Here is a 23713-nt window from a genome sequence, read left to right on the forward strand (position 1 = left end):
CTCGGAGGAGATCCGGGTGCGTGATCACGGCTGAGCTTGCGATCAAATGGGGCCTGTGCCCCCCGCCTCCCCGGACTTCCCCACACGCTGTGCACGCGTGGCTCCAGATCCCTACTGGAATCAGCCATGCAATCGAAAACGCACATCATGAAGTTCAACCACCTCAGTTTCCCCTCGCGAGACGTCCCCGCCACGGCGAGCTTCTTCGAGCAGCACCTGGACTGGCAAGTGACCGCAATGGGGCGCAGCCGCATGCTCAAGGGTTATGGGTTCGACGTTGTCATCGAGGACGCAGCAGACCGCCCGGTCGATTGGCCCGGCAATTTCCACATCGGCTTCGAGCTGCCTTCGCTGGAAGCGTTGCGCGGGCTGTATGAACGCTTCCAGAGCGACGGCGTCGAGTTCGCTTCGGGCTTGATCACCCACGAGCGCGGCTCGCGTTTCTTCTGCCGCGTGCCGGGTGGCGTGCTGGTGGAACTCAATACCCGGGAGGATGCGGCAGCGCCGTTCCGGGCGGGGTTTGGCCTGGTCTGAGTGTGGATCGCGAGGATGCGAACATCGCTCCGTTTTCCTCAGCTCACCAACCGTGTCTTCCATGCCAATTCGGTTTCCCCGCCCCTTGTTCCCAGGCGACCTCATCGCCGTCGTTGCACCGTCGTCCGGCGTGCGGCCCTCGATGCATACGCGTCTCGACGCGGCGATCGATTTCCTGCGGGCCAGGGGCCTGCGAGTAACCGAGGGGGCGAGCTTGCGGTTTCAAACGAAGGGCGCGAGCGCAAGTGCAGCCGAGCGCGCGGAGGAGCTCCAACGCGTGCTGATCGATCCCAACATCGCGGGTGTCATGCCGCCGTGGGGCGGTGAACGAGCGTCGGAAATATTGGGGCTCATGGACTTCGAACGTCTCGCCGCTTCGACGCCAAAGTGGTTGATTGGCTTCTCCGACATCTCGACCATTCAGCTTCCGCTACTGCTGCGCTCGGGCTGGGCGTCGCTACATGGTCCCAACCTCATGCAGTTACCTGGTCCAGATCTGGACCCGGTCTCCGCACGCGTCATTGACGCATGGCGGCTTGGTGCAGGAAGCAGCCTGTCCCAGACGCCCTCCGCTGCTTCGGCGTCCTGGAGACTGGATGGACGCAGTGGCTCAACCCACTTTTCAGGACGCCTCGTGGGCGGGTGCCTCGACTCGATCTCCCGACTTGCCGGTTCACCGTTCGGCGCCGTCAGCGACTTCGCGCGTTCGCGCAAGGACGATGGCGTCATCCTCTTTCTCGAGAACGCCGAGCTGCAGCCCTTCGAGATGGCGCGGGCCCTGCATGGGTTACGTCTTGCCGGCTGGTTCGATCACGTCGCAGGCGTACTCATCGGCCGCAATGCAGCGGCCTCGACAACGGATCCGTCAGATTTCACCACACGTGATGCTCTCGAAGCGGCGATGACCGGCATCTCGGTACCGGTCATCGTCGATGTGGACATCGGACACGTTGGCCCGCAGTTGACACTGGTTCAGGGCGCGATGGCGCAAGTTTCCTGGGCGGAGGGATCGTGCGCCATCGAGCAGGAACTGAGATGACCTCCTGCTGCTGCCCTGGGGTACACGGCGCCGGATGGGCTGACCGCAAGCGCATTGGGGGCGATCATGCTTGCGTAGTCCCGTTGCACGAGGTGCTGAGCGGTATATGTCTCCGTGAAGCGTTTGATGTCGCTCAACGTACTGAGATAAAAACGCCCTTGGGCATCGGTGCCGATTGCCACCGACGAGTCCAACAACCAGGAGGTGGAGCATGCCGCCATCCGCAGACGGCACCAGCCCGATGGGCTCATTGAACAGCGCGCTAACAACGCCGTCCTGTTCGCCTGGCCACCCACCGGGTGTCACAGATCGCACCCATCCACCCCACAGCACACCCCCAGCAACGCAACCGACGCAAAATTTCCACTTGCGGCCATCTCGCCGCCCTCCCGAGCGCCAAGCCGATGACCGCCCCCACCCCGTCCGCCGAGCCAACCGTCCCCGCTGAGTTCTCCTTCCGCAAGATCGCCCTCCCGGCGTTCGGCCCGTCGCTTCTCTTTGGGCTGGGCGAAGGCGCAATCCTCCCGATCGTGCCGCTGATGGCGCGGGATCTGGGTGCCTCGGTGGCCATGGCGGCGTTTGTGGTCACGCTGATCAGCCTGGGCTCGTTGCTCAACAACGTGCCCGCCTCCCTGATCACCATGCGCTGGGGCGAGCGCGGCGCCATCATCGCGGCCGGCATCTGGAGCGCCCTCGGCATGGCGCTGTCCGTGTTCACCCACAACCTCGCGCTGTTTGCCGCCGGCTGCTTCATGGTGGGCATGTCCCAGGCGGTCTACAACCTGGCACGGCAGAGCTACCTGACCGAGGCGGTGCCCGCTCTCTATCGCGCCCGCGCACTGTCCACGCTGGGCGGCGTCATGCGCATCGGCATGTTCATCGGCCCGTTCCTGGCCGCTGGCGCCATCCACATGTTCGGTGTCTCCGCCGCATTCGCCGTGGGCATCGTTGGCGTGCTGTGTGCAGCGGCCGTAGGCGCCAGGCTGCCTGACCTGGAAAGCCCGCCCCACCCCGCCGGGCAGGCCGCCCCCGCGCCCGTGACGCTGAGCACCATCATCCAGAACCACCGCCACGTGTTCCTCACGCTAGGGCTTGGCGTCATGCTGGTGAGCGCCGTGCGTTCATCCCGCCAGGCCGTGATCCCCCTGTGGGCCGACCATCTGGCACTGGCGCCCGCCGCCGCCTCGCTGATCTACGGGCTCTCCGGTGGCGTGGAGATGCTGCTGTTCTACCCGGCCGGCCGCGTGATGGACATCAAGGGCCGCCGCTGGGTGGCCGTGCCGTCGATGGCCATCATTGGCAGCGCCCTGCTGCTCATGCCCTGGACCACCGGGCTGGTCACCCTGCTGATGGCCGCCATGGCCGTTGGCATCGGCAATGGCATCGGTTCCGGGCTCATCATGACGCTGGGGGCCGACAATGCACCACGCCATGGCCGCGCCTATTTCCTGGGCGTGTGGCGCTTCCTGTCGGACGTAGGCGGCTCCTGCGGCCCGGCCTTGCTCTCCGCACTGGTGGCAACCGTATCGCTCGCCGGCGGCATCTTCACCACCGGACTGCTGGCGATGCTCGCGGCCGCGCTGCTTGGGCGATGGATTCCTGCACGGACGCCGACACGGCAGTAGATCTCGCCTTCATGCGGGCAACGTCCGCACGTCAGTAACCCCGGTAACGCGTCTTCGCCCGGACGCATCGCGCATGGCGGCCCGAGACTCGCGCGCTTGTGCTTGTGTGAGTCACCCCCATCCATGATCAATCGCCGGCAATTGGCCGCAGCGGCCCTGGCCCCGCTGCTTCATCCGTCCACCGCGTCGCTGGCTGCCACCTCGTCCGCCGCAGCGCCCTCGCTGCCCGATTCCACCGGGCCCTATTCATTCGCCAACAGCTTCGTCCATCCGTTGCCGGACCCTGTCTCCGGACGGCCGTATGAGGTGTGGGTGGATCTGCCGCCCGGCGTGCAGGTCTCCCCCACGCCACTGCCTGCCGTCTTTGTCACGGATGCGCCCTACGCCTTCCCTTTGGTACGGGCACTGCGCCACCGCGTCGGCCAGCGTGGCCAGAACATGGCGGACTTCGCAGTCGTGGGCCTGGGCGGCCCCGCCGATGAGTCGGCCACGGACATGCGCAACCGGGACTACACCCCCACCAACCCCATGGGGCGGCCGCCCGGTCAACGCGGCGACCTGGGTGGTCGGCTTTATGGTGGCGGCGCCGAATACCTGCGCTATGTGGCGGATGTCGTGGTGCCCGCTGTCTCTGCGCGCTACAACCTCGACCCCAAGCGCCGGGTCATCCTCGGCCATTCCTACGGCGCCCTGTTCGCTTCACAAATCCTGTTCGAACGCCCGGCGCTGTTCAGCCATTACGTGCTGGGCAGCCCGTCCTTCTGGTTCGACCATCAGGTGATGTTTGAACGCGAAGCGGCCTATGCCCGCACGCATCGAGACCTGGCCGCCAACGTCTTCCAATACGTCGGCGCCTACGAGGCCATCGCCAGAGGCCCCCGCTACAACAGCAAGGTGGACCTCGTGGCCGACATGCGTCGATTCGAGTCGCTGCTGAAGCGTCGGGCGTACCGGTCGCTGCGCATCGAGAGCCACGTGCTCGCCGGTGAGGACCACCTCACGGTAGCCCCCGCCGGTGCAACGGCCGCGCTGCTGTGGGCGCTGCCCGGGCGCGGCCCGTACACCGGCGGTTGAGCCGCGCAGCGATCAGCCGTAGACCGACTCTTCCGGCTTGCGCGCCAGCACCGCGATTGGCGGAGCCCAACGCTCGCCACGCGGCTTCTTGCTGGTCACCAAGGTGATCTCCGAAGGCTCGAAGACTTCCACGTTGTGGGTGATCGGTGTCGTCAGCAGGTATTGCGCACGGGTGCTCTTCAGGAAGTGACCCACCAGCTGGATGTTGCGCACATCCAGGTGGGCGAACGGTTCGTCGATGAAAACAAAACCGCCCGGCGCGTCGTCGTCCTTCATCAGGCCCACCAGCAGGATCAGGCTCTTGAGCACCTGCTGCCCACCCGAGGCCTCGCCGTCATTCATGCCTACTTCGCCCTTGCCGTCAAAGTTGAACTTCACATGCAGGCCGGCCTGCGCCAGCACGGTGTCGTCGTTGTCCAGGTGCGGCAGCTCCGCCTGGGCGTGCACGCCGGCCAGTTCACCCAGCTCCTGCACATTCTTCTTGTAGCGGCGCACCGTGGCGCGCAGCACGTCGATGTAGCGTTCGCGGGCATTGAAGGCGGCAATGCGCGCCATCTCGTTGCTGGCGCGGCGGTCGTCCAGCTGCGTGGTCTGCTCCAGCACCGCCACATGGGTGCGGGCATAGCGGTCCTGCACCTGCGGATCGGTTTCCCAGACGCCAGTGTCCAGCTCCTGCTGCACATGGCGGGAGGCGATCTCCGCCTGCTTGGCGTTGTCGAATTCGTCACGCAGGGTGGCCAGGCGTTGCGGATGGATCCAGGCCGCCGGGAAACGGCCCTTGGCCTCACGCGAGGCCTTGGCCTGGGCCAGCAGATCGTCTCGGCGAGAGATCCACTCGCGCTCACCGCGAGACACGTTGTCCTCGCTCGCCTTCAGGGAGGCTTGCGCGGATTCATAGTCCCGCTCATGGCGCGTGCCCTGAGCCACGGCCCGGTCGTGCTCCTGGTCCAGCGAGGCCATGCGGGTGGCCGCTTCGATGCGGGACTGGCGCAGCCCCGGCAGGCGTGCACGGGCCTGCGCGAACTCCTCGGCACGTTCGACCAGTTCCTGCGCGGCCTTGTGGCCTTGCGCCGCCCGTTGCGCGTCCTTCAGCTGGCGCTCGATCTCCACCTGCTCCTTGGCCACCTTGGAGAGTTCCAGGTCGTAGCGGGCCAGTTCCTTTTCCAGCGAGGCACGGCGCGCATCCAGCGCGGAGACACCAAACTGGAACTCACGCGGCTCCACCCACAGGCTGCGGCCACCACGGCCGTCGCGGTAGTAGGCGTCCGGCGTGATCCATTCACCACCAGCGCGGGCGCCCTGGTCGGTATCGGCCACGCAGCGGATGGCGGCCAGCTGGCGCAGCAGCCAGGCCGGCGCCTTGGCATTGAACTTCAGCACGGAAAGCAAGCTGTCCTTCGGGCTGACCGTAGGCGCCTGCTCACCGTCCGCCACCACATAGTGGCGATAACGCTCACGCGAGGCCAGGCGGTACGCCTGTGATTCATCGCTGCTGTGCGCCAGCACCACCACCCAGCGCGACGGGCGCAGGAAGCCTTCGGCCGCGGCGCGCCACTGGTCATCGGAGATGTCGATGCAGTCGGCCAGCACATGGTGATGAATACCGGCCTCGTCCAGCGCCTTTCTGAAGCGCGTGACTTCCTGCGGCGGGGGCGGCAGGCGCTGGCCGGTCAGCTCGTCCATGGCCGCCTGCGCCTTGCGCAGTTGGTCGTTGTTGCGGGTGAAGGTCTCGCGCAGCTGATGCTGGCGCGTGCCAAGTTCTTCCAGGCGCGTGGTCAACGCGGCGCCATCGGTCTCGACCGCAGCCAGCGCCTTCAGGTCCTCTTCGCGCTTGGCCAGTTGCTCCATCGGCCGCTCGCCATCACGCGCGGCCTCGAACGCCTGGCGGGCCTCCTTGCGTTGCACTTCCAGCTCGCTCAGGCGGTTCCTGGTGGCTTCCTGCGCCTGGAACAGCGACAGCAGATGGGCGCGCTTGTCGCTCATGCCGCGTTCGTCGGAACGGGCGAAAAGACGTTGGCGGTGCAGTTCACGCAGCTGCTGGGCGGTGCGCTGGCGCTGCTCGCTCCACTGCATCACCGGCACCACCTCGGTGGCCAGCCGCTCCCGTTCCTTCAGCCGCAGCTGGTACTGCTGGTAGCTGTTGACGCGGTTGGAGAGGTCCGAGAGCTGGGCCTGTGCATGCGAGAGCTCATGCGAGGACTGCTCCACTTCCTTCAGCAGCTGCTGCTGGTGGTTGCGGGCCAGTTCATAACGGTCCAGCACTTCCTGGTCGCCGAACACTTCGAACACCAGGCGCAGCAGCTCCTTGGGGGAGAGCTCGCACAGGCGGTCGGTCTGGCCTTGTTCCAGCGCCAGCACCCGGCCGATGGCACGTGTCAGGCCCGCCGCCTCCAGGCGCTTCTTCCAGGCTTCGATGCCCAGCCAGTCCTTGTCGGGTTTCTGGTCCAGCACCTCGATTTCGTTGACCCCGTCGGCCACGATGTAGCGGCGCACCCAGTCCCCACCCTGGCGCGAGATGCGGCAGGCCAGGGTGACCTGGTCGGCATAAAGCAGCGAGCTGGCGAAGGGCCGGCTGCTGTTCTGGCGGCCACGCGGGCGGTTGTCCACCAGCGCACGCAGCCAGGCGGTTTCCGCGTTGGCATGGCGCGCATAGGTCTTGTAGGTGCGGCCGCCGGAGCATTCCAGGCCCAGCAGTGTCCGCATGGCGTCCAGCAGCGTGGTCTTGCCAGACCCGTTGGGCCCCGCGATGGTGATGATGTTGCCGTCCAGCGGCATCGACACTCGGCGGCAGTAGTCCCAGTGCAGCAGTTCCAGGGATTGGAGATGAAACATCAGGACTCGCTCAGGTCAGATTCTTCGTTGTGGCGGGCCGCCAGGATGGCAGTCATCAGCGGGCTGGCTTCGCCGTCAGAGGTGCGGGCCAGCACGTCGGCCAGGGCACCGTCGAGGATGCGGGGGGCGAGGGTGTCGTAGTCCAGCAGCAGGTCCAGCAGCGGTCCTTCCGCAATGTCTTCGCTCTTGCGGGTGATGAAACCCTGGCGCTCCAGCATCTTGAGATTGGCGTCCAGCCGCATCTTCTTGCCCAACTGGTTGCCGAAGTCGGCCAGCAGGCTGCGGTAGGACAAGGTGGGGGCACTGCTGGCCGCAGTGGGCAACGGCTTGTCCGTGGCGAACATCTCGCCCTGGCCTTCCGCCGCCTCTTCGGCACGGGCCAGCTGGCGCTGGCGCTTGGGCAGCACGATCAGGGCCCACAACACCACCAGCAAGGCCACACCGTCACGCGGCAGGTCCAGGTTGTTGTTGGCCGCCAGCCCGGTCTCGCCAAACACGGCCACCTCGGCCGGGCGCAGCATGGCCACGCTGATGTGGTCGGCATAGACGTTGTCCACGATACGCAGGCCAACAGCGGCCAGGCGCTCGTTGACGGCGCGCCAGAGCTCCTGATCGATCAGGGCACGTCGCACCAGCGGCTGGTTGCGCGGCAGCCAACGTCGTGCCAGCAATTGCGCCGCCAGTTGGGCGGCATCATCGAGTTGTGGGCTCATGGGGGAAAGGCTTCTGAGGCGGAGGAGTCGCTGCTGGTGGCAGCGGCGTCGGGCCTGGGGGAATCGGAGGATGCAGTGGCAGAGGACGAAGCGGCAGAGGATGCGGCAACGTCCGGTGATGCGGCAGCACCAGGGGACGCGGCAGCATCCGGAGCTGTGGCTTCGGTCGCGGCCTTCTTGCGCCGCCCACGTTTGGGCGGCTCCGCGGCGGGAGGTGGGGCCAGCGGCGAGGTGTCGGGCTCAAGCGGCGGTTCGACCTCCGCGCCGTGCAGCACGCCTTCACTCATCCAGCGCACATAGTCGTCCTGCACCGGCCCCTGCTTGGCGGACCACCGCACCCGCCATGGCTGGCGTGCCATGTCACCGGTGGCGCCGGCCAAATGCTGCGCCTGCGGGTCGCCCAGCAGCGGCAGCAACTGTGCGCGGTAGGCCGCGCGAGCATAGCTGCCGCCCAGCACCGCTGGACGCAAGTCGTTCATGTCCACGCCGGACTCGCCCCAGCGGCCCAGCAGGGCCTGCAACTCGCCCATGTCGGGCGGCAGGCTCATCACGGCCAGCTTGCCTTCAGGGGCTTGCAGGCCGTCAGGCAGCGGCTCGGGGGCGGGTGGCTTGGGCCGGTCGCGTTCAAACTCGGCTTCGCAGGTGTCCAGCAGCTCGTGCTGGGCCACAAACACCGGATGCACCGGGCGCGACAGTGCGCCCAGGGCCAGGTTCTCCAGGAAGGGCACGTCCTGCAGCCAGCGGCGCACATCGGTGGTGGTGATGCCGGTAGAGCCCAGCGTCACGCGCTGCCGGTCTGCCTGCTGCAAGGCACGGTTGAACTGGCTGGCCATGGCCAGCAGGCGGGCTTGCGCCAACCCCAGTTCACGCGCCAGACGCTCCAGGCGGGCATTGCCCTCGCTCTGGGCCTGGGAAATGATGGCCGACAGCGCCTCGCTGGCTTTTTCCACCAGCGTCAGCGCCCGCTCGAAACGCATGCGTGCACGGCGCAGGTGGAATTCGGAGCCGGAGGCGATGGCGTCCGCAAACTCGTTGTAGAGCCGCGAGAGTTGCGCCAGCAGATGCTGCAGTTGCGCCGGCTCCAGCGTGCCCAGTTGCTGCGCACCGGCCACATTGGCCAGCAGGCCGACGAGGTCACCGTCCTGGTCCACGCCCTGCGTCAGCGGAGAGACCAGGGCCATCAGTTGCTGCGCCAGCGGCGTCACGCCGTAATGCTGGTTGGACGCGTCCCAGGCCAGCAACTGCGCGTCACGCAGGCGTTTGAGGACAAGGTCCAGCGCTTCATCGCGCAGGACGTGGAAATGCCGGTTGAGGTCGTCGCGGGTGAGGCGCGAATGCGGCAGGGTCATCAATTCGATGAACACCCACACGCGCAGACGCACGAGCGTGGACGGGCCGTGGAACAGCGCGCGGTGCGCCGTCAGCAAGGCCTCGTTTCGCTCCAGTTGCCACCACAGGAGGGACTCCTGCGGCAGTTGCCCCTCGCGGAAATAGTCTTCGAAGGAAGGTTCGGGGAGGTCTTCGCGCAGCGGATCGTCCGCCACGCTTCCCGGGATCACAGTCATGCCGCGATTATCCCAGCCTCAGCCCCCTCCCCTGACCGATCAGCCAAGGGTGAACCCGGATTCGGGTGAATGCTTGACAGCCAGGTTCGGGCAGCGGGCAGATCAGGCCGCCACCAAGGTGCGCTGCATGAGGCAGGCACCGGGGCCAAAGCTGTCCAGCTTCTGCTGAAGACCTTCGGACAGCGGCGCCGGGGCCTGCGCAAAACCCAGCCGCTGCCAGTACGCCTGCGAGCCCTGCACGGCCACCAGGGCCACCTGCGCCAGGCCCATGTCTCGCGCACGGCGGAGCACCTGCTCCACCAGCTTGTGGCCCAGCCGCTGCTCGCGGCCAGCCGGGGAGACCGCCAGGTCATGCAGATACATCGTGCGAGGAGCGCGCGCCGCCTGCCAATCCAGGGCATCCAGCCCAGGCAACTGCCCCTCGTCCACCGGCAGGCTGACGATATAACCCAGCGCCTCCCCGCCCTGGACCGCCAGGAACGAGCAGTGCAGGCCGCGCGTGGCGCGGACCTTGGCTTCAAAGGCCTCGGCACTTTCGTGGAAGGCCGGCGCGTAGCACGCGGCCTGGAGGGCGAGTACGGCGGGAACATCCGCCGCATCGATCACTTTCAACTGCAACATGACTCAGACGACTGCGGAGCGCCGCAAAAGCGGCGACAGCATGGGCGTGAACAGAAGGACAAACAACAGGATGTTGAGCGCGGTGCTCAACCAGAAGGTGCGCCGGAAGCCTGGCTTGGCACGCTTATGCCTTAGCAAGTGCTGAGCCAGAAGTGCGCCGGGCCAGCCGCAGAGAAATGCCAGGCCGTGCAGCGTGATTTCCTTCACGCGCCACTGGCCAAGCCGGGCGGCCCGCTTGTCCAGCGCATAAACGATGAAGGTGGCCAGACTCATGGCCATGTACAGCCCCCACAGAGCGTGAGGAAGGGGCCAGGCCAGATGCGTCAGAAGCACCAGGCTGGCGAAGGTGGGGATCAGCCAGAGCTCGGCGTTGCCGGCCGAGCCGCCACCCGCAGGGCCCGTGTGGCCACGGGCCTTGGTGGACTTAGCAGACCTGGCGGAAGCTGAGGTGGAGGCAGACGAAGCAAAGGCGCCGGACGAACGCGCGGATGCGCGCCGTGCGGCGCCTTCGGAGGCTGGTCCTGCGGAGGCGGCCCGGGGGGCCGTTGGAGAAGGGGTTCGCGATCCGTTGGCAGGGCCGGCAGGGGCCGGCTTGGGCTCCAGGCTGCGCACGTTGATCGCGCGCGATTTGCCCTGGCCATCCAGCCCCACTTCGTAGCTCACGCGCTCGCCGGCAAAGGGCCGGCGGGCGCGCAGTCCGAAGCCACGGGCATGAACGAAGATCTTGGCACCACCCGCACTGGGTGCGATGAAGCCGTAGCCCTTCGCGTCATCCCATTGGATGACCTTGCCTTCCACCCGCATCCATCCGCTCCCGCGCCTTCAGCCTCCAACTGATCCGCTATGCGGAATCAGAAGCCCTTGCGCGGGCCGTTGCGGCGGGCCTGGAAACCACCGCGGTCTTGACGGTCGTCGCCACGGCCACCGGCCGCGCCACGGTCATGACCTGGCTTGCCACCGAAACGGGGGCCGCCTTCCGAATGGGCCGGACGGCCTTCGAAACGAGCGCGGTCATCGAAGCGGTTGTCGCCGCCACGGAAGGCCGGGCGTTGCTCCTGGCCGCCACGCGGTTCGAAGGCACGACGCTCGCCATCACGCGGTGCAGGACGCCCCTGGAAACCACCGCCATCGCGCTGGAACGGGGGACGCTGGTCACCAAAACGCGGTGCGTCCGGACGACGGTCACCACGCGGCTCGAAGCGGGCGCCTTCCGGGCGCTGGTCCGCACGCGGCTCGAAACGTTGCGGCGGGCGGCCGTCGAAACGGGCACCACCTTGCTCGCCACGGTTCTCGAAACGCGGGCCACGGTTGTCGAAACGACCTTCCGGACGGCCTTGGCCGCCATGGCCACCGAAACCGCCACGGTTCTGACCATGACCGCCGAAGCCGCCACGATCGCCACCACGGAAGTTGCCACGGTGATCACCACCACGGCTCGGGCCACGCGGCGGGAAGATGCGCGGCTCTTCATTGCGCGGCTCCAGGCCGGTAATGCGCGAGACCGGGATCTCCTGCGTGGTGAACTGCTGGATGCGCTTGATCATCGACAGATCCTGGCGCTCGGCCAGGGTCACGGCGATGCCGGAGCGACCGGCACGGCCAGTACGGCCGATACGGTGAACGTAATCCTCGGCCTTCATCGGCAGGCCGAAGTTGATCACGTGGGAGATGGTGGGCACGTCGATGCCGCGGGCAGCCACGTCGGTGGCAACCAGCACACGCAGGTCGCGACGGCGCAGCATCATCAGCGTGCGGTTGCGCTTGCCCTGCGGCATGCCGCCGTGCAGCGCGGCCACGCGATGGCCAATGGCGGAGAGCTGCTCAGCCAGCCACTCGGTGTCTTGCTGGGTGCTGGTGAACACCACGGCCTGGTCCACATTGCGCTCGCCCAGGATGTGCTCCAGCAGCTTGCGCTTGTGTTGGCCGTTGTCGGCCCAGTGCAGGCGCTGCTCGATGTTCTCGTGCGTTTCGGTGTGGCCGCTGACGTCGATGCGTTGCGGGTCCTTCATCAGCTGCGAAGCCAGGCGGCCGGTGTTGCCGGCGAAGGTGGCGCTGTACATCAGGGTCTGACGTTCCACCGGCAGTTGCTGGGCCACGAATTCGATGTCTTCGATGAAGCCCATGTCCAGCATGCGGTCGGCTTCGTCCAGCACGAACATGGTGACGTTGTCGAGCTTGCAGCGGCCGCTGTTGATGTGGTCCAGCAGACGGCCCGGCGTCGCGATGATCATATCCAGGGGGCCGCTCAGCATGCGCAGCTGTTGCGCATAAGGCATGCCACCCAGCACGGTGGCCACGCGCAGGCCCTGGATGTGGCGGCCGTAGGTCATGGCCGACTTGGCGACCTGCTGGGCCAGTTCACGGGTCGGTGCGAGCACCAGCACGCGCGGGCCTTGCGTCTTCACCTTGGGCGCGGTGGCGCGGGCAGCACGGGCTTCGAGGATCTGCTGCAGCGCAGGCAGGATGAACGAAGCGGTCTTGCCGGAGCCGGTGCGCGACGACACCATCAGGTCAGCGCCGCCCAGTGCCGGGGGAATGGCCCGGGACTGCACTTCGGTGGCGTTCTCGTAGCCGGAATCCTTCACGGCGCGCAGCAGCGCTTCGTGCAGGCCGAGGGTGGCAAAGGCTTCACCCGTGGGGGCGGCGGGCGCAGCAGCGGCCGACTCCACGCCTGCTTCCTCGCTGATCAGCTCGTTGTCGAGTTGGTCTTCGCTCAGGATGGCGGTCTGGTCGGCGTTCAGTTCTTGGTTCAAAGTCATCTCACGTCAAAAGAGCGCCTGGCCGTCGATGCCGCAAACACGCTTGCGCACGGATGGCCGGGTCGCTGTCCGCCTGCGGGAAACATTGCCGCGGCGGAAGGTGATGTCGCTGGGAGAAAGCTCGCGTCGATCACCAGGGCAACGCATGAAAATGCGATGGTGCCTGGTGAGGCGCCGGGGAACAGTCAAAGCGACGGCATCGCCGCCGACCGAACCCGAGGGCTAGCAGTGCGCCTACGTAAGGAATACGTAGGTGATACGGAAGTGCCGGTCAGGTGGGTACCCTTGGCATCGTATCTACGCAGCGGACTGCAAAGAGGTCAGAGGAGACGTACGAATCATCAAGCAGGCCACTCTGAAAGTGGGCATGGCTGCCGACGAAGAGCGCGAGTATAGCGGTATTTTGGGGTTTTCACCTAGCCCCTCCCCTGGGTGGGGGATGGGGTTACACCGCATCGCGTAGATCCAGCAGTTGATCCCGTCCTTCCGTCAGGATCGATTCACCTCGGTCCAGTGCGTCGACCAGCGCCTTGCGTGAAGGATCCCCCACCGGCATCTGGTCAACCACGGCCTGGATCTGCAGGATCAGCCCCTGGGTGCCCTGCAGCAGCGCGTCGTGCAATTCCCGTGAGATCCCCGCCCGCTCGGCCATGCGCCGCTCAAAGCGCATCCGCTTGCGCGCGCCCAGCAGCCCGATATGGCCCCTCAGGATCAGCCACACCAGCAGCGCGATGCCAAGGGCAGCGAGCAGGCACAGCAACCACATCGACGGCGGCCATTGGCGCACCGCTCTTTCGACAGCATGAAGGCACAGACTCGAAGCCACAGGAGGAAGTCCACTTCAACTTGGGCCTGGCATGTGACACATGACACACGGCGCCGGCACCTGGCTCAGAAAGGCGGACAGCAAGCTTTTGGCGGGTCCCCTCCGCGCCGGATCACGAGGTAGGTGTACCGACACCCGCACCTTAAGCAACTCCCAGGCGGCCCGCCTGCCGAGATCCAGGGATCGATTTCTCCCTCTATCGAGTGAGTTTGGCGGGGATTTGCAACGTTGCCCAAGGCACGCGGCGGGCCCCCGTGAGCGGTGCTGTTGTGCTGCCTATACTCCGCGTCGTCCTGGGGGAGTCAATGCCTTGCACCAGCCTGCCGTCGAGTCCCGCCGCCAGCGCGCACACGTCACGCTGGCAGCGCGTCTGCTCATGGGCCTACCGCAACGCCTTGGACGCGACCGCCCACTGCATTCGGGTCTTCCTGGCCGCGATGCTGAGTTGCACGGCCGCCTGGGCCTTGCCACCGAGCTACACCGTCTCGCAGCTCTATCACACGCGGTGGACCGCCCATGATGGTGTCCCTCCCGGCATAGAAGCCATCGCGCAGACGCCCGACGGCTTCCTGTGGCTGGGTTCCATGGCGGGGCTGTTCCGCTTCGACGGGGTCATGTTCGAGCGCTTTGCCGGCGCCCATGGCACCCCCCTTCTCTCGCAGGACGTCTACGCCCTGCACGTCTCCGGGGACGGTGGCCTGTGGGTGGGCTACCACTTCGGCGGCGTGAGCCACCTGCTGAATGGGCAATTGGTGAACTACGGCCCGGCGCAAGGGCTGCCCCGCTCGTCCGTGAGTTCACTGGCCAATGCCGGCGACGGCACGCTGTGGGCCGGGACAACGCGCGGCATGTTCCGGCTCGAAGGCGCCCGATGGACGCAGGGGACCACCTCCTGGAATCTGCCGCAGACGCCGGTGGATGCGCTCGTCCTGGACCGGGACGGCACGCTGTGGATGATGGGCGATGACCACATCCACTACTTGCGCAAAGGGGCCGCCCGGTTCGAGAAACTCGCAGTCACGGTCCCGGGAAGCAACTATCACTCCCTGCTCCTCCAGCCCGACGGCACAGCGATGGTGTGCATGTCCGGCCGCATGCGGACACTGGCCTTGACTCCGCCTGACAGCGCGGGGTTGCCCGCACCCGAATGGAAGGACCTGGGCATCACCACGGACATCGACAGCCGGCACGCCTTTGACCGGGAAGGACACCTGTGGTTTGGGGGTGCCAAGGGCGCCGGGCGCCTGCTGCCCGCATGGGGCGCGGCGCCAGTGACTCGCAGCAAGCTTCGCAGCAACGATCGCGGCACGGTCCATGACGAACGGGATGCCATCACGGACCGCGCCCCGCTCACCGGAGAGTCCATCTCCCGGATCTTCGAGGACCGCGAAGGGAACATGTGGTTCACCACGCGAAGCGGACTCGACCGGTTCCGTGCCCCGGCATCGTTGAGGCTGCCGTCAGATCCAGGCTCGCTGGAATTCTCGTTGGCGCCTGCTGCGGACCACAGCGTGTGGATCGGCTCCTCCCGGGGGAACATCTTCCGCGCCCGCCGGGCCACGCAGAAGCGGGTGAAGTTCGATCATCTGTCCAGCGCTGGCATTGACGTCCTCTACAGCGCGCCGTCCGGCACGCTCTGGGCGGCGGGTGCCGATGCGCTCTGGCGGCACTCATCAGACCAAGATTGGCTGCACCTGCCCCGCCAGCCTGGCCACCAGCCTGCGTCCTTCACCTATTCCAGCATCCAGGCCATGACGCAGGATGCGAGTGGGGCCATGTGGGTCTCCGTGCTTCGCACCGGTGTGTACCGCGTCATGGACGGCCAGTGGACCCTTTGGGGCGGGCGCACCGACATGCCCAGCCAGAACGCCACCGCCCTGTTCACCGATGCGCGAGGACGGGTCTGGTTCGGTTATGACGACGGTGAAGTGACGGTTCTTGACGGTGACCACCTGAGGCGCGTGGTGGTCACCGGTGGCGTGCCGCTACCGGTGGCCCGGCTGACCGAAGGGACCGGCACGGTGGAGGCCGCAGCGGGCGCGGTCGGAACCTTCGCCGAGGGCGGTGACCACCTCTGGATGGGAAGTGAGAACGGCCTGTGGCGCCTGGATGGGGAAAGCTTCCATCCGGTCGTCGGCGCCCATGGGCCATTCACTGGGGTCAACGGCATCGTGCCGTGCCTGGAAGGTGACCTCTGGATCAGCAGCAACGAAGGCGTGGTGCACCTGCCGGCGGACGCCTTGAAGAGGTCACTCGCGTCTCCGGGTCAGCCGGTCGAATTCGAGCTGCTCAACCATTTGGACGGTCTACCGGGCATTCCTGTGGCCGCCGTCGGGACGGACGACGGCATCTGGTTTGCGACGGTCAATGGCGTGGTCTGGATCGACCCCTTGCACAGGCCACGCAATACCATCGTCCCGCAGGTGATGGTCAAGGCGATCATTGCGGACGGGAAGACCTACCCCGTGGACCCAGGCACCATCCCCCAGCTGCCGAGCCACACGCGTGACCTGAAGATCACCTTCACGGCCCCCAGCCTCACCATGCCGGAACGCGTGAATTTTCGTTTTCGCCTCGGTGATGAGCAGGCCGCCTGGCAGGACGTTGGCACCCATCGTGAGGCCTACTTCCGGGATTTGCCGCCTGGCCAGCATCAATTCCAGGTCGTCGCTGCCAACAACGACGGCCTGTGGAGCCCCACAGGCGCCAGCGTGGCGTTTGTCATTCCGCCCACGTTTGTGCAGACGCCCTGGTTCAAGGCACTTTGTGCGCTTGCCGTGGCGGCCGCCCTGGGGCTGCTCTACCTGCTGAAGATCCGCGCCATCAAGAGCCGCCTGCGCCTGCGCCTGGAGGAGCGGATGGTGGAGCGCGAACGCATCGCCCGAGAGCTCCACGACACCCTGCTGCAGGCCACGCAGGGACTGGTGCTGCGCTTCCACGCTGCCATGGAGCAGATCCCTCGGCATGAACGGTCCCGCGCGCTGATGGAAGACGCGCTGGAATACGCCGACGAGGTCATTGCGGACGGGCGCGACGCGGTCACCAACCTGCGTGGGACGTCGGACCCGTCGATGGACTTTGCGAAGGACCTGCAACTGATCGGCGAGCGCTGGTCCCGGGACACCGGCATCGCCTTCGCGATGAGCATGGACGGCCCGGTGTGCCCGCTCGAGCCGGTAGCGGTGCAGGAGTGCCTGCGCATCATTGCCGAGGCCATGGGCAACGCGTTCCGCCACGCCCGGGCCACCCGCGTCAATCTGACCCTGGCCTATTCACCGCGCGGGCTCTCGCTGCAGGTGTCCGACAACGGCAGCGGGTTCAACCCGGACAACATCCATGTCGGGCGCTGGGGTCTCATCGGCATGCAGGAGCGGGCAGCGCGCCTGACGGCGCGCCTGCACGTGCAGTCGGACGAACGCGGCACCGTCCTCACCCTCGATGTGCCCGCCAGGATCGTGTACAGGCGCGGCCAACGCCGTTGGGGCCACCCACTGGCGCAGCTGCGGCGCCGCCATGCGAGCCAAGACTAGCGCTTCGGCATTCACCGTATTTAACCGCGCTGAACTTCGAAAACATCCGGATAGGAATTACCTTGGCCCACCGCCCGTTCCGGGCCCGATTGCCAGGAGTTCCTCCATGCCCTCCCTCGCTGCGCCACGCCCGGCGCGCGCCATCCTGCCCGGCGTCCGTCGGGTCGCCACGATGGCTGTCTGCACGGTGTTGATCACCGTGTCGGCCACTGCCTGCGCCACGCCGCAGGCCCACACGGCCGCGCCCTTGACCAACACATCCACCACCATATCCGCCACAGCCGCCGCGCCTGCCCCGGCCCCCACCGTCCAGCATGCCTTTGTGGACGTCGACGGCCACAAGGTGTTCTACCGGGAAGCGGGCCCGGCCGATGCACCCACGGTGCTGCTGCTGCATGGCTTCCCCAGCGCTTCCCACCTGTTCCGGGAACTGATTCCGAAGCTGGCGACGCGTTATCACGTCATCGCGCCGGACATTCCGGGCTTCGGGCTGACCGAGGTGAAGGCGGATGCATCGTTCCAATACAGCTTTGACCAGCTCACGCAGGTGGTGGACCGGTTCACCGAGATCAAGAAGATCGATCGCTACGCCATGTATGTCTTCGACATCGGTGCCCCCATCGGTTGGCGCCTTGCCGTGGCCCATCCGGAGCGCATCACGGCCATCGTGTCGCAGAACGGGAATGCCTATGAAGAAGGCCTGAGCGCGAACTGGGCCGGTATTCGGAAATACTGGGCCGATCCTTCTCCGCAGACGCGTGATCCGCTGCGCAGCCTGTTCACGTTGGAGACCACGCGGTGGCAGTACTACGAAGGTGTGAAGGAGCCCTCACGCGTGGCGCCGGACGGCTACCTGCTGGATCAGCAGTTCCTGAACCGGGCCGGTCAGGAAGACATCCAGCTGGCCATCCTGCTGGACTACCGGACCAATCTGCTGCAGTACCCGGCGGTGCACGCCTACTTCCGCCGGTATCAGCCGCCGCTGCTGGCCGTGTGGGGCGCCAGTGATCCGTTCTTCCTGCCCGTCGGCGCGCAAGCCTTCAAGCGTGACCTGCCCAAGGCCGAGATCCACATGATCGACGGCACCGGGCACTTCGCGCTGGCCTCACATGGCGACGAGATCGCAGGTCTGATGCTGGCCTTTCTCGGACGCCACCTGAACGGGCGTCCGCATTAAGGAACCGCCGCGTAACTCCTCCCGGGAGTTATGCAGCGGTTTCTTGAGTCAGACCGTCGCCAGGAAACGCAGCAGGTGGCCGAAATAGGCCGCCTGGTCATCCCACATGGACAGATGGCTGCCGTTGGGGCAGATGGCGGCCTGGGCGTTGGGCATCAGCCTGGCCATGCGCTTGATGTCCTCCGGGTCCATCGTGTCATGCGTGGCGCCCAGGATGAGCGTGCGTGTGCGGATCTCGTGGAGCCGGTCCCAGCGCTCCCAATCCTTCAGGCTGCCGCTCACCTGGAACTCACTGGGCCCCTGCATCTGCACATAGATGCTTTTGTTCAGATGCTTGAAGCTGCGCATGAGCGCATCAGGCCAGGGGTCCAGGCGGCAGATGACCTTGGCATACAGATGCTCCATGACGATTTGCTCGTACTCCGGGTTCTCGTAATCCTGCGCGTTTTCAAGCGCGTTGACGCGCGCCAGCAGGGGTGCGGGCAGCAGGGTGGTCTTGAGATGGTTGATCCGCTGGAGGTAGGCCTGCATGCCGGCCACCATGTTGGAGATCACCAGGCCCTTCAATGCCAACGGATGCTTGAGCGCATATTCGATCGCCAGCACACCACCCCAGGAATGGCCGAACAGCACAAACTGGTCCAGGCCCAGTGCGCGCCGGACCTCCTCCACTTCCTCCAGATATCGCGGCACGGTCCAGAGCGAGGTGTCATCGGGCTGGTCCGAGTTGTTGACGCCCAACTGGTCGTAGAAATAGATCTCGTACCCGGCCTCGGGCAGGAAGGCGGCGATGGCCTCCAGATATTCATGAGAGAACGCGGGGCCCCCATGGAGCAGCAGCACCTTGGTGGCACCGTTGCCAACACGCTTGGTCCACACCTTGTACTTGCCGCCCACCACCGGCACCAGGCGCACGCCGGCCGTGCGCACGCCCACAGGATTCAGGCCATCGGGGACCGTGGCTGCAATGTCGGGCGACTTGTGGGCTGACGCGGCTGTAGCGCCTGTAGCACCTCTACCGCCTTTGGCACCCGTTGCACCAGTTGCTTTGCCGGTTGTACCAGTGGCAGCAGCAGCGCCCATCGGCGCAGCGGCAAGCGTCGTGACGGTTGCTGCCGCCGTCGTGGTCAGGAAGGTTCTTCTATTGGTCATGAGAGTTCTCGGGATGGATCGGTCGATCACTAGGGGTGGGTAGATACGGCGATGACGGGGGGTGAGGCCGAAATGAGGGAGAGATGAGGGAGAGATGGAGGCGAGATGAGGCCGAAATGAGGGCGAGGGAGGCTGCATGACTTCCCGTCATTCCGGTGGCAGCAGGTGCTCTCTGGCGAGCGACCGTGCCCGATGGAGCCTGCTCTTCACATTGGCGCAGCTCAACCCCGTCAGCTCGGCGATCTCGCCAATGCGCCAGCCCTCGAAGTCACGCAGCAAGATGACCTCGCGGTAATGGGCAGGCAAGGCCTGCAACGCCGCCACCAGCTGGAGGCGCAGGGAGGTCTCGTCGTTTTTCACCAGCCAGTGCTCGAGGCGTTCCTCGTCATAGGGGTCAAAGTCCATGGCCTTGCGGCCCAGCCGGCGGCATTCACGTTGCACCAGCCGGAACAACCAGGCCGAAAACGCGGGCAGCGCGCGCAGGGAAGGCAGGCGCCGCGCGACGATCAGCAGCGTTTCCTGCACGGCATCATCAACATCGCTGATGCGGCAATGCATCTGGGCATAACGTCGGATGTCGGGGCGGGTGATTCGCAGCAACTGATCCAGTGCTGCCGGGTCGCCGCGATGCGCGGCTGCGAGGATGGACTCGTGCTCCGGGCCAAGGCGCATGGCTCACGATTCCTGCGGTGGCCCGAGATCGAGCCAGGCGCAGGTCGGGCAGCACCCATTCTTCAAATACTCCACAGGCATGTCAGGTCTCCAGCTTTCGACGTTCTCAGGCGAAAGAGGAGGCCCGACGCCAAATGGATTCGCGGGCGTTCACCGCAAGTGCGGAAAGCGCCCTCAATATCAGCGGACGTTCTTTTGCAGGAACACGCGCATCAGCTGGGCGATCTTTTCGCTGTCCTCCTCCAGGGCGAAGTGGCCGGTGTCCAGCAGGTGCAGCTCAGCCTTGGGCAGGTCGCGCAGATACGGATGGGCGCCGGCCGGCGGGAAGATCTTGTCGTTCTTGCCCCAGACGATCAGCATCGGCGGCTGATGCTTGCGGAAATAGGCCTGCCAGCCGGGATACAGCGGCGGGTTGCTGCCGTAGCTGTAGAACATCTCCAGCTGGATGTCCTTGTTGCCGGGACGGTCCATGTAGGCCTGGTCCACCGTCGCGGCATCCGGGCTGATGTGCTGGATGTCCCGCACGCCTTCGCTGTATTGCCATTTGGTGGCGGGAAGCTCAAACAGGGGCCGCAGCTTGGCGCCGTTGGCCACGGACTTGTCGGCCCAGTAAGCCTTGGCGGGCACCCAGAACTCGTTGTCCAGGCCTTCGTCATAGGCATTGCCGTTCTGGACCACGATGGCCGAGATGCGCTCCGGATGGGCCGCCGCGATGCGGTAGCCGATGGGCGCGCCGTAATCCTGCACGTACATCGCAAAGCGTGTCAGGCCCACGGCCACCGTGAACTTGTCGACCACCTGGGCCAGGTTGTCGAAGCTGTACTTGAACTTGTCCATGGGCGGCATGTCGCTCTGCCCATAGCCAGGGTAATCCGGTGCAATCACGCGGTAACGCTGCGCCAATTGCGGGATGAGGTTGCGGAACATCTGCGAGGACGTCGGGAAGCCATGCAGCAGCAGCAATGCCGGCGCATTACGGGGGCCGGCCTCACGGTAGAAGATGTTGAGGCCGTCGATCTTCACCGTCTTGTAGCTGACGGCCGCCGTGCTGGCGACGTTGGTGGCTTCCTGGTCCTGCGCCGGTGCGGCCTGGGTCCAAGGGGCATGCAGGGCCATCAGGCCGGCGACGGCCCACGGCAGCACCCGCCCGATGGTGCGCTTGCCGGCGCCGCTTTGAGCGCACTGCGTTGAGGTAAGACTTGTTGGTTCGATGGTCATGATTGACTCCATGAAAGACCTGCCGCGGCACACGGACCTGCAGCGCAGATCTCCCACCAGCGACGCCGTCGGTGACGACCTTTTCAAGGTATCCGCAGCCGGCAGGAACTACGGGAAATGCCGGTTAAACAGCGTGAAGAACAGCGTTGGGTTGAATCCAACCGGCATTTGGTACGGCAGCCGTCGCCTGCGAAAGGGGTCACGCCGGGCACCTTCACCATATTTAACGGCCCCCCACAGAGGCAGCGGCGGATACTGAAACGGCATTCATCCCTGGAGCATTCAATGACGACAAGACCTCCGCTGCCCCCATTCACCGAAGCCACTGCGATCCTCAAGGTTCGTGCGGCGGAGGATGGATGGAACAGCCGCGACCCGGCGCGCGTGGCGACCGCCTACACCCTGGACACCGTGTGGCGAAATCGGGCCGAGTTCCCGCGCGGCCGGCAGGAGGTGGAAGCCTTCCTGACGAAGAAATGGGCCCGCGAGCTCGAATACCGCCTGATCAAGGAACTGTGGGCATTCACCGGCAACCGCATCGCGGTGCGGTTCGCCTACGAGTGGCGCAATGCCGAAGGCACATGGTTCCGCAGCTACGGCAATGAGAACTGGGAATTCAATGACGACGGGTTGATGGCTCACCGCTTCGCCAGCATCAACGACCTGGAGATTCGCGAGAGTGACCGGAAGTTCTTCTGGGAACTGGGCCGTCGCCCGGATGACCATCCCGGGCTGTCCGAACTCGGCCTTTGATGAAACCTCTGCGTCAACCCACGGCGCAGAGGTTCTCGAATCAGTGCCTTTGATGCGGTGCACTTGAGACGGTGCACTCGAAACAGTGCACTCGAAACAGTGCACTCTAGGGCCACCCTCCCGATTCAGGCCGGCGGTGGCGCCGCCACCAGCCACCGCGCGCTGCTGGGGCTCCGTCGGGCGGGCTGACGCTCCCACCCCGCCACCTCCACCATGCCCAGTTCTGCGGCAATGCTGGCGGCCTCCGTCCTGGAGCTTGCGGCCAGCTTGCCCAGAATCGACTTGACATGGCTCTTCACCGTGCCGGGCGCAATCCCCAGGCCATGAGCGATGGACTTGTTGCACTGGCCGCGCCAGATCAGCCCGAGCACCTCCTCTTCCCGCGCCGTGAGGGGCTCGCGGGAATAGCTGATCGCCATGCGCTGCGCCACGTCGGCACACACATAGGACCGCCCCTCGGCCAGCGCGAAGATGGCGCAGACCAGTTCCCGGGTCGAGCAGGCGGAGAGCAGCAGGCCATGGATGCCCTGCCGCAGCGCAGTCCTCAGCGGCTGCTCGCGCACCTGGGAGGAAATCACCAGCACCCTGCCCTGCGCTGGCAAGATCTTTGCGTTGAGGCTGGCCTGTTGCACCCCGGCGCTCCAGTCGGTGATGAGCACATGCGGTGCGTCGTCACCCGCAGGCGCGGGTGAGACCAGCCGAATGTCCTTGACCTCCCGCAGGGCGGCCTGGATGCCGATGGACAGCAGCGGCTCGCAGTGCTGCACGCCAACCCTCACCGGGCCGGAAATGACGTCGTTCATGAGATTCTCCCGATGCGCCCCAGGCGCATGAAGCTGAGTACACCGCCCGCTGGTGGTGGTCATGGTGGTGGCAGACGCGCCCGTTCTGTGTGTTCGCCTTCGGGCGGCATTCGTGCGCCGGAGCGCAGCGCGGCGGTGATCGCGGTCAGGAACGAATCCGCGTCCTGCAGGGATGCGAGATCAATCACCCAGACGCCATCCTTGACCGACCCGAACGGTTGCTCTGACACGGTGATGGCCACCGCGTCCATCGCCCGCGTGCTGGCGCCGTGGGCCGCTCCCGCCGCCATGAGGGGAAGCCCCCCGGGCGACTCGCCCCGCCGCACCGGCGCGATGAACTGGTAACCACGCCGGGTGACAGTGGCGATGTAGCGGGCCGGCATGGGGGCATCGCCCAGCACCCGCCTGAGGGCCGCCATGTGGACCTTGAGATTGCTTTCCTCCACGACGGTGTCCGGCCATACCCGGGCCATCAACTCGCGTTTGGTCACGAGTTCGCCGGGCCGGTTCACCAGCACCGTGAGGATGTCCAGGGCGCGGCCCCCCAGCCGCACCGGCACGCCATCGCTCAGCAGCGACTGACGTTCCGGAATGAGCACAAATGTTCCGAACGCAAAAGTCCTCGGGACGGGTCCCGCAGGTTCAGCAGCCATGATCCTCTCCTTGACGCGTGGCGCCAGCCGTCGCATGTGGGGGAAAACCGCTGCCTGAACCGAGCGCCGTGGCCTCTTCGGGCCCTGCCGCCCCTGCTCAAAGGGTCGTGGCACCTGTTGGCCACTGGGGTCATCCCATAGGTCCAGACTCTAGGTGGGGACGGGCC

The 23713-nt window shown here is 66.1% G+C and carries 19 protein-coding genes; 7 read left to right on the plus strand and 12 right to left on the minus strand.

Annotated features, from left to right (window positions below; genetic code table 11):
* Positions 1-126: 126 nt before the first annotated feature.
* The 4 genes from BMY53_RS02475 to BMY53_RS02490 all read left to right on the plus strand — a co-directional run bounded on the left by BMY53_RS02475 (position 127) and on the right by BMY53_RS02490 (position 4272).
* Positions 127-534: a VOC family protein gene (locus BMY53_RS02475; RefSeq protein WP_255369998.1), complete on the plus strand. Its 408-nt coding sequence runs from the start codon at positions 127-129 to the stop codon at positions 532-534.
* A 61-nt stretch (positions 535-595) separates the two neighbouring features.
* Entirely contained in the window at positions 596-1573 is a 978-nt protein-coding gene (locus BMY53_RS02480; protein WP_092943242.1) for a S66 family peptidase, read from the plus strand.
* Positions 1574-1977: 404 nt separating this feature from the next.
* Positions 1978-3198, plus strand: a complete 1221-nt coding sequence (locus BMY53_RS02485) for an MFS transporter (RefSeq protein WP_092943244.1) — start codon at positions 1978-1980, stop codon at positions 3196-3198.
* 123 nt (positions 3199-3321) lie between these two features.
* On the plus strand, positions 3322-4272 hold the full coding sequence (locus BMY53_RS02490; protein ID WP_092943246.1) for an alpha/beta hydrolase: 951 nt from the start codon (positions 3322-3324) through the stop codon (positions 4270-4272).
* A 12-nt stretch (positions 4273-4284) separates the two neighbouring features.
* On the opposite strand, the gene BMY53_RS02495 is transcribed toward BMY53_RS02490, so the two are convergent.
* The 7 genes from BMY53_RS02495 to BMY53_RS02525 form a co-directional block, all read right to left on the minus strand.
* Positions 4285-7104 (minus strand): ATP-binding protein, encoded by a 2820-nt coding sequence (locus BMY53_RS02495; protein ID WP_092943248.1) that lies wholly within the window; start codon positions 7102-7104, stop codon positions 4285-4287.
* On the minus strand, positions 7104-7817 hold the full coding sequence (locus tag BMY53_RS02500; protein WP_092943250.1) for a DUF4194 domain-containing protein: 714 nt from the start codon (positions 7815-7817) through the stop codon (positions 7104-7106). The genes BMY53_RS02495 and BMY53_RS02500 overlap by 1 nt, the downstream gene beginning before the upstream one ends.
* The gene (locus tag BMY53_RS02505) at positions 7814-9382 is read right to left on the minus strand and encodes a hypothetical protein (RefSeq protein WP_092943252.1); all 1569 of its coding nucleotides are present in this window, start codon (positions 9380-9382) and stop codon (positions 7814-7816) included. Before BMY53_RS02505 ends, BMY53_RS02500 begins: the two co-directional genes overlap by 4 nt.
* A 102-nt stretch (positions 9383-9484) precedes the next feature.
* A complete protein-coding gene (locus BMY53_RS02510; RefSeq protein WP_092943254.1) occupies positions 9485-10003 on the minus strand; it encodes a GNAT family N-acetyltransferase in 519 nt (172 codons plus the stop codon).
* Positions 10004-10006: 3 nt separating this feature from the next.
* A complete protein-coding gene (locus tag BMY53_RS02515) occupies positions 10007-10807 on the minus strand; it encodes a DUF1294 domain-containing protein (RefSeq protein WP_092943256.1) in 801 nt (266 codons plus the stop codon).
* 47 nt (positions 10808-10854) lie between these two features.
* Positions 10855-12762: a DEAD/DEAH box helicase gene (locus BMY53_RS02520; RefSeq protein ID WP_092943258.1), complete on the minus strand. Its 1908-nt coding sequence runs from the start codon at positions 12760-12762 to the stop codon at positions 10855-10857.
* A 445-nt stretch (positions 12763-13207) separates the two neighbouring features.
* The gene (locus tag BMY53_RS02525; protein ID WP_092943260.1) at positions 13208-13528 is read right to left on the minus strand and encodes a histidine kinase dimerization/phosphoacceptor domain-containing protein; all 321 of its coding nucleotides are present in this window, start codon (positions 13526-13528) and stop codon (positions 13208-13210) included.
* Between the two features lie 365 nt (positions 13529-13893).
* Between BMY53_RS02525 and BMY53_RS02530 the strand changes: the two genes are divergently transcribed.
* Both BMY53_RS02530 and BMY53_RS02535 read left to right on the plus strand, forming a co-directional pair.
* Entirely contained in the window at positions 13894-17118 is a 3225-nt protein-coding gene (locus BMY53_RS02530) for a sensor histidine kinase (RefSeq protein ID WP_092943262.1), read from the plus strand.
* A gap of 106 nt (positions 17119-17224) precedes the next feature.
* Positions 17225-18295, plus strand: a complete 1071-nt coding sequence (locus BMY53_RS02535; protein ID WP_255369999.1) for an alpha/beta fold hydrolase — start codon at positions 17225-17227, stop codon at positions 18293-18295.
* A gap of 48 nt (positions 18296-18343) precedes the next feature.
* Here BMY53_RS02535 and BMY53_RS02540 read toward each other — a convergent pair whose 3' ends face one another.
* The 3 genes from BMY53_RS02540 to BMY53_RS02550 form a co-directional block, all read right to left on the minus strand.
* A complete protein-coding gene (locus tag BMY53_RS02540) occupies positions 18344-19447 on the minus strand; it encodes a proline iminopeptidase-family hydrolase (protein WP_218151160.1) in 1104 nt (367 codons plus the stop codon).
* Positions 19448-19594: 147 nt separating this feature from the next.
* The gene (locus tag BMY53_RS02545) at positions 19595-20119 is read right to left on the minus strand and encodes an RNA polymerase sigma factor (protein WP_092943266.1); all 525 of its coding nucleotides are present in this window, start codon (positions 20117-20119) and stop codon (positions 19595-19597) included.
* 180 nt (positions 20120-20299) lie between these two features.
* Complete coding sequence (locus tag BMY53_RS02550; RefSeq protein WP_092943767.1) at positions 20300-21235, minus strand: alpha/beta fold hydrolase; 936 nt, start codon at positions 21233-21235, stop codon at positions 20300-20302.
* 387 nt (positions 21236-21622) lie between these two features.
* On the opposite strand from BMY53_RS02550, the gene BMY53_RS02555 reads away from it, so the two are divergent.
* The gene (locus BMY53_RS02555) at positions 21623-22090 is read left to right on the plus strand and encodes a nuclear transport factor 2 family protein (protein WP_092943268.1); all 468 of its coding nucleotides are present in this window, start codon (positions 21623-21625) and stop codon (positions 22088-22090) included.
* Between the two features lie 125 nt (positions 22091-22215).
* On the opposite strand, the gene BMY53_RS02560 is transcribed toward BMY53_RS02555, so the two are convergent.
* Together BMY53_RS02560 and BMY53_RS02565 are read right to left on the minus strand one after the other, a co-directional pair.
* Positions 22216-22893 carry a response regulator transcription factor gene (locus BMY53_RS02560; RefSeq protein ID WP_177200680.1) on the minus strand — a complete coding sequence of 226 codons (678 nt, stop codon included), beginning with the start codon at positions 22891-22893 and terminating at the stop codon, positions 22216-22218.
* Positions 22894-22952: 59 nt separating this feature from the next.
* The gene (locus BMY53_RS02565; protein WP_092943272.1) at positions 22953-23546 is read right to left on the minus strand and encodes a winged helix-turn-helix domain-containing protein; all 594 of its coding nucleotides are present in this window, start codon (positions 23544-23546) and stop codon (positions 22953-22955) included.
* Between the last annotated feature and the right edge of the window lie 167 nt (positions 23547-23713).

The organism is Roseateles sp. YR242 (assembly GCF_900109745.1).
GTDB lineage: Bacteria > Pseudomonadota > Gammaproteobacteria > Burkholderiales > Burkholderiaceae_C > Roseateles.

What these genes read in the sequence shown, in the direction of transcription:
- BMY53_RS02550 (WP_092943767.1), bottom strand. Translation starts at nt 21,235, where the DNA reads ATGGCCCTGCATGCCCCTTGGACCCAGGCCGCACCGGCGCAGGACCAG.
- BMY53_RS02485 (WP_092943244.1), top strand. Translation starts at nt 1,978, where the DNA reads ATGACCGCCCCCACCCCGTCCGCCGAGCCAACCGTCCCCGCTGAGTTC.
- BMY53_RS02495 (WP_092943248.1), bottom strand. Translation starts at nt 7,104, where the DNA reads ATGTTTCATCTCCAATCCCTGGAACTGCTGCACTGGGACTACTGCCGC.
- BMY53_RS02565 (WP_092943272.1), bottom strand. Translation starts at nt 23,546, where the DNA reads ATGGCTGCTGAACCTGCGGGACCCGTCCCGAGGACTTTTGCGTTCGGA.
- BMY53_RS02515 (WP_092943256.1), bottom strand. Translation starts at nt 10,807, where the DNA reads ATGCGGGTGGAAGGCAAGGTCATCCAATGGGATGACGCGAAGGGCTAC.
- BMY53_RS02535 (WP_255369999.1), top strand. Translation starts at nt 17,225, where the DNA reads ATGCCCTCCCTCGCTGCGCCACGCCCGGCGCGCGCCATCCTGCCCGGC.
- BMY53_RS02490 (WP_092943246.1), top strand. Translation starts at nt 3,322, where the DNA reads ATGATCAATCGCCGGCAATTGGCCGCAGCGGCCCTGGCCCCGCTGCTT.
- BMY53_RS02540 (WP_218151160.1), bottom strand. Translation starts at nt 19,447, where the DNA reads ATGACCAATAGAAGAACCTTCCTGACCACGACGGCGGCAGCAACCGTC.
- BMY53_RS02475 (WP_255369998.1), top strand. Translation starts at nt 127, where the DNA reads ATGCAATCGAAAACGCACATCATGAAGTTCAACCACCTCAGTTTCCCC.
- BMY53_RS02525 (WP_092943260.1), bottom strand. Translation starts at nt 13,528, where the DNA reads ATGTGGTTGCTGTGCCTGCTCGCTGCCCTTGGCATCGCGCTGCTGGTG.
- BMY53_RS02500 (WP_092943250.1), bottom strand. Translation starts at nt 7,817, where the DNA reads ATGAGCCCACAACTCGATGATGCCGCCCAACTGGCGGCGCAATTGCTG.
- BMY53_RS02560 (WP_177200680.1), bottom strand. Translation starts at nt 22,893, where the DNA reads ATGAACGACGTCATTTCCGGCCCGGTGAGGGTTGGCGTGCAGCACTGC.
- BMY53_RS02520 (WP_092943258.1), bottom strand. Translation starts at nt 12,762, where the DNA reads ATGACTTTGAACCAAGAACTGAACGCCGACCAGACCGCCATCCTGAGC.
- BMY53_RS02505 (WP_092943252.1), bottom strand. Translation starts at nt 9,382, where the DNA reads ATGACTGTGATCCCGGGAAGCGTGGCGGACGATCCGCTGCGCGAAGAC.
- BMY53_RS02555 (WP_092943268.1), top strand. Translation starts at nt 21,623, where the DNA reads ATGACGACAAGACCTCCGCTGCCCCCATTCACCGAAGCCACTGCGATC.
- BMY53_RS02545 (WP_092943266.1), bottom strand. Translation starts at nt 20,119, where the DNA reads ATGCGCCTTGGCCCGGAGCACGAGTCCATCCTCGCAGCCGCGCATCGC.
- BMY53_RS02530 (WP_092943262.1), top strand. Translation starts at nt 13,894, where the DNA reads ATGCCTTGCACCAGCCTGCCGTCGAGTCCCGCCGCCAGCGCGCACACG.
- BMY53_RS02480 (WP_092943242.1), top strand. Translation starts at nt 596, where the DNA reads ATGCCAATTCGGTTTCCCCGCCCCTTGTTCCCAGGCGACCTCATCGCC.
- BMY53_RS02510 (WP_092943254.1), bottom strand. Translation starts at nt 10,003, where the DNA reads ATGTTGCAGTTGAAAGTGATCGATGCGGCGGATGTTCCCGCCGTACTC.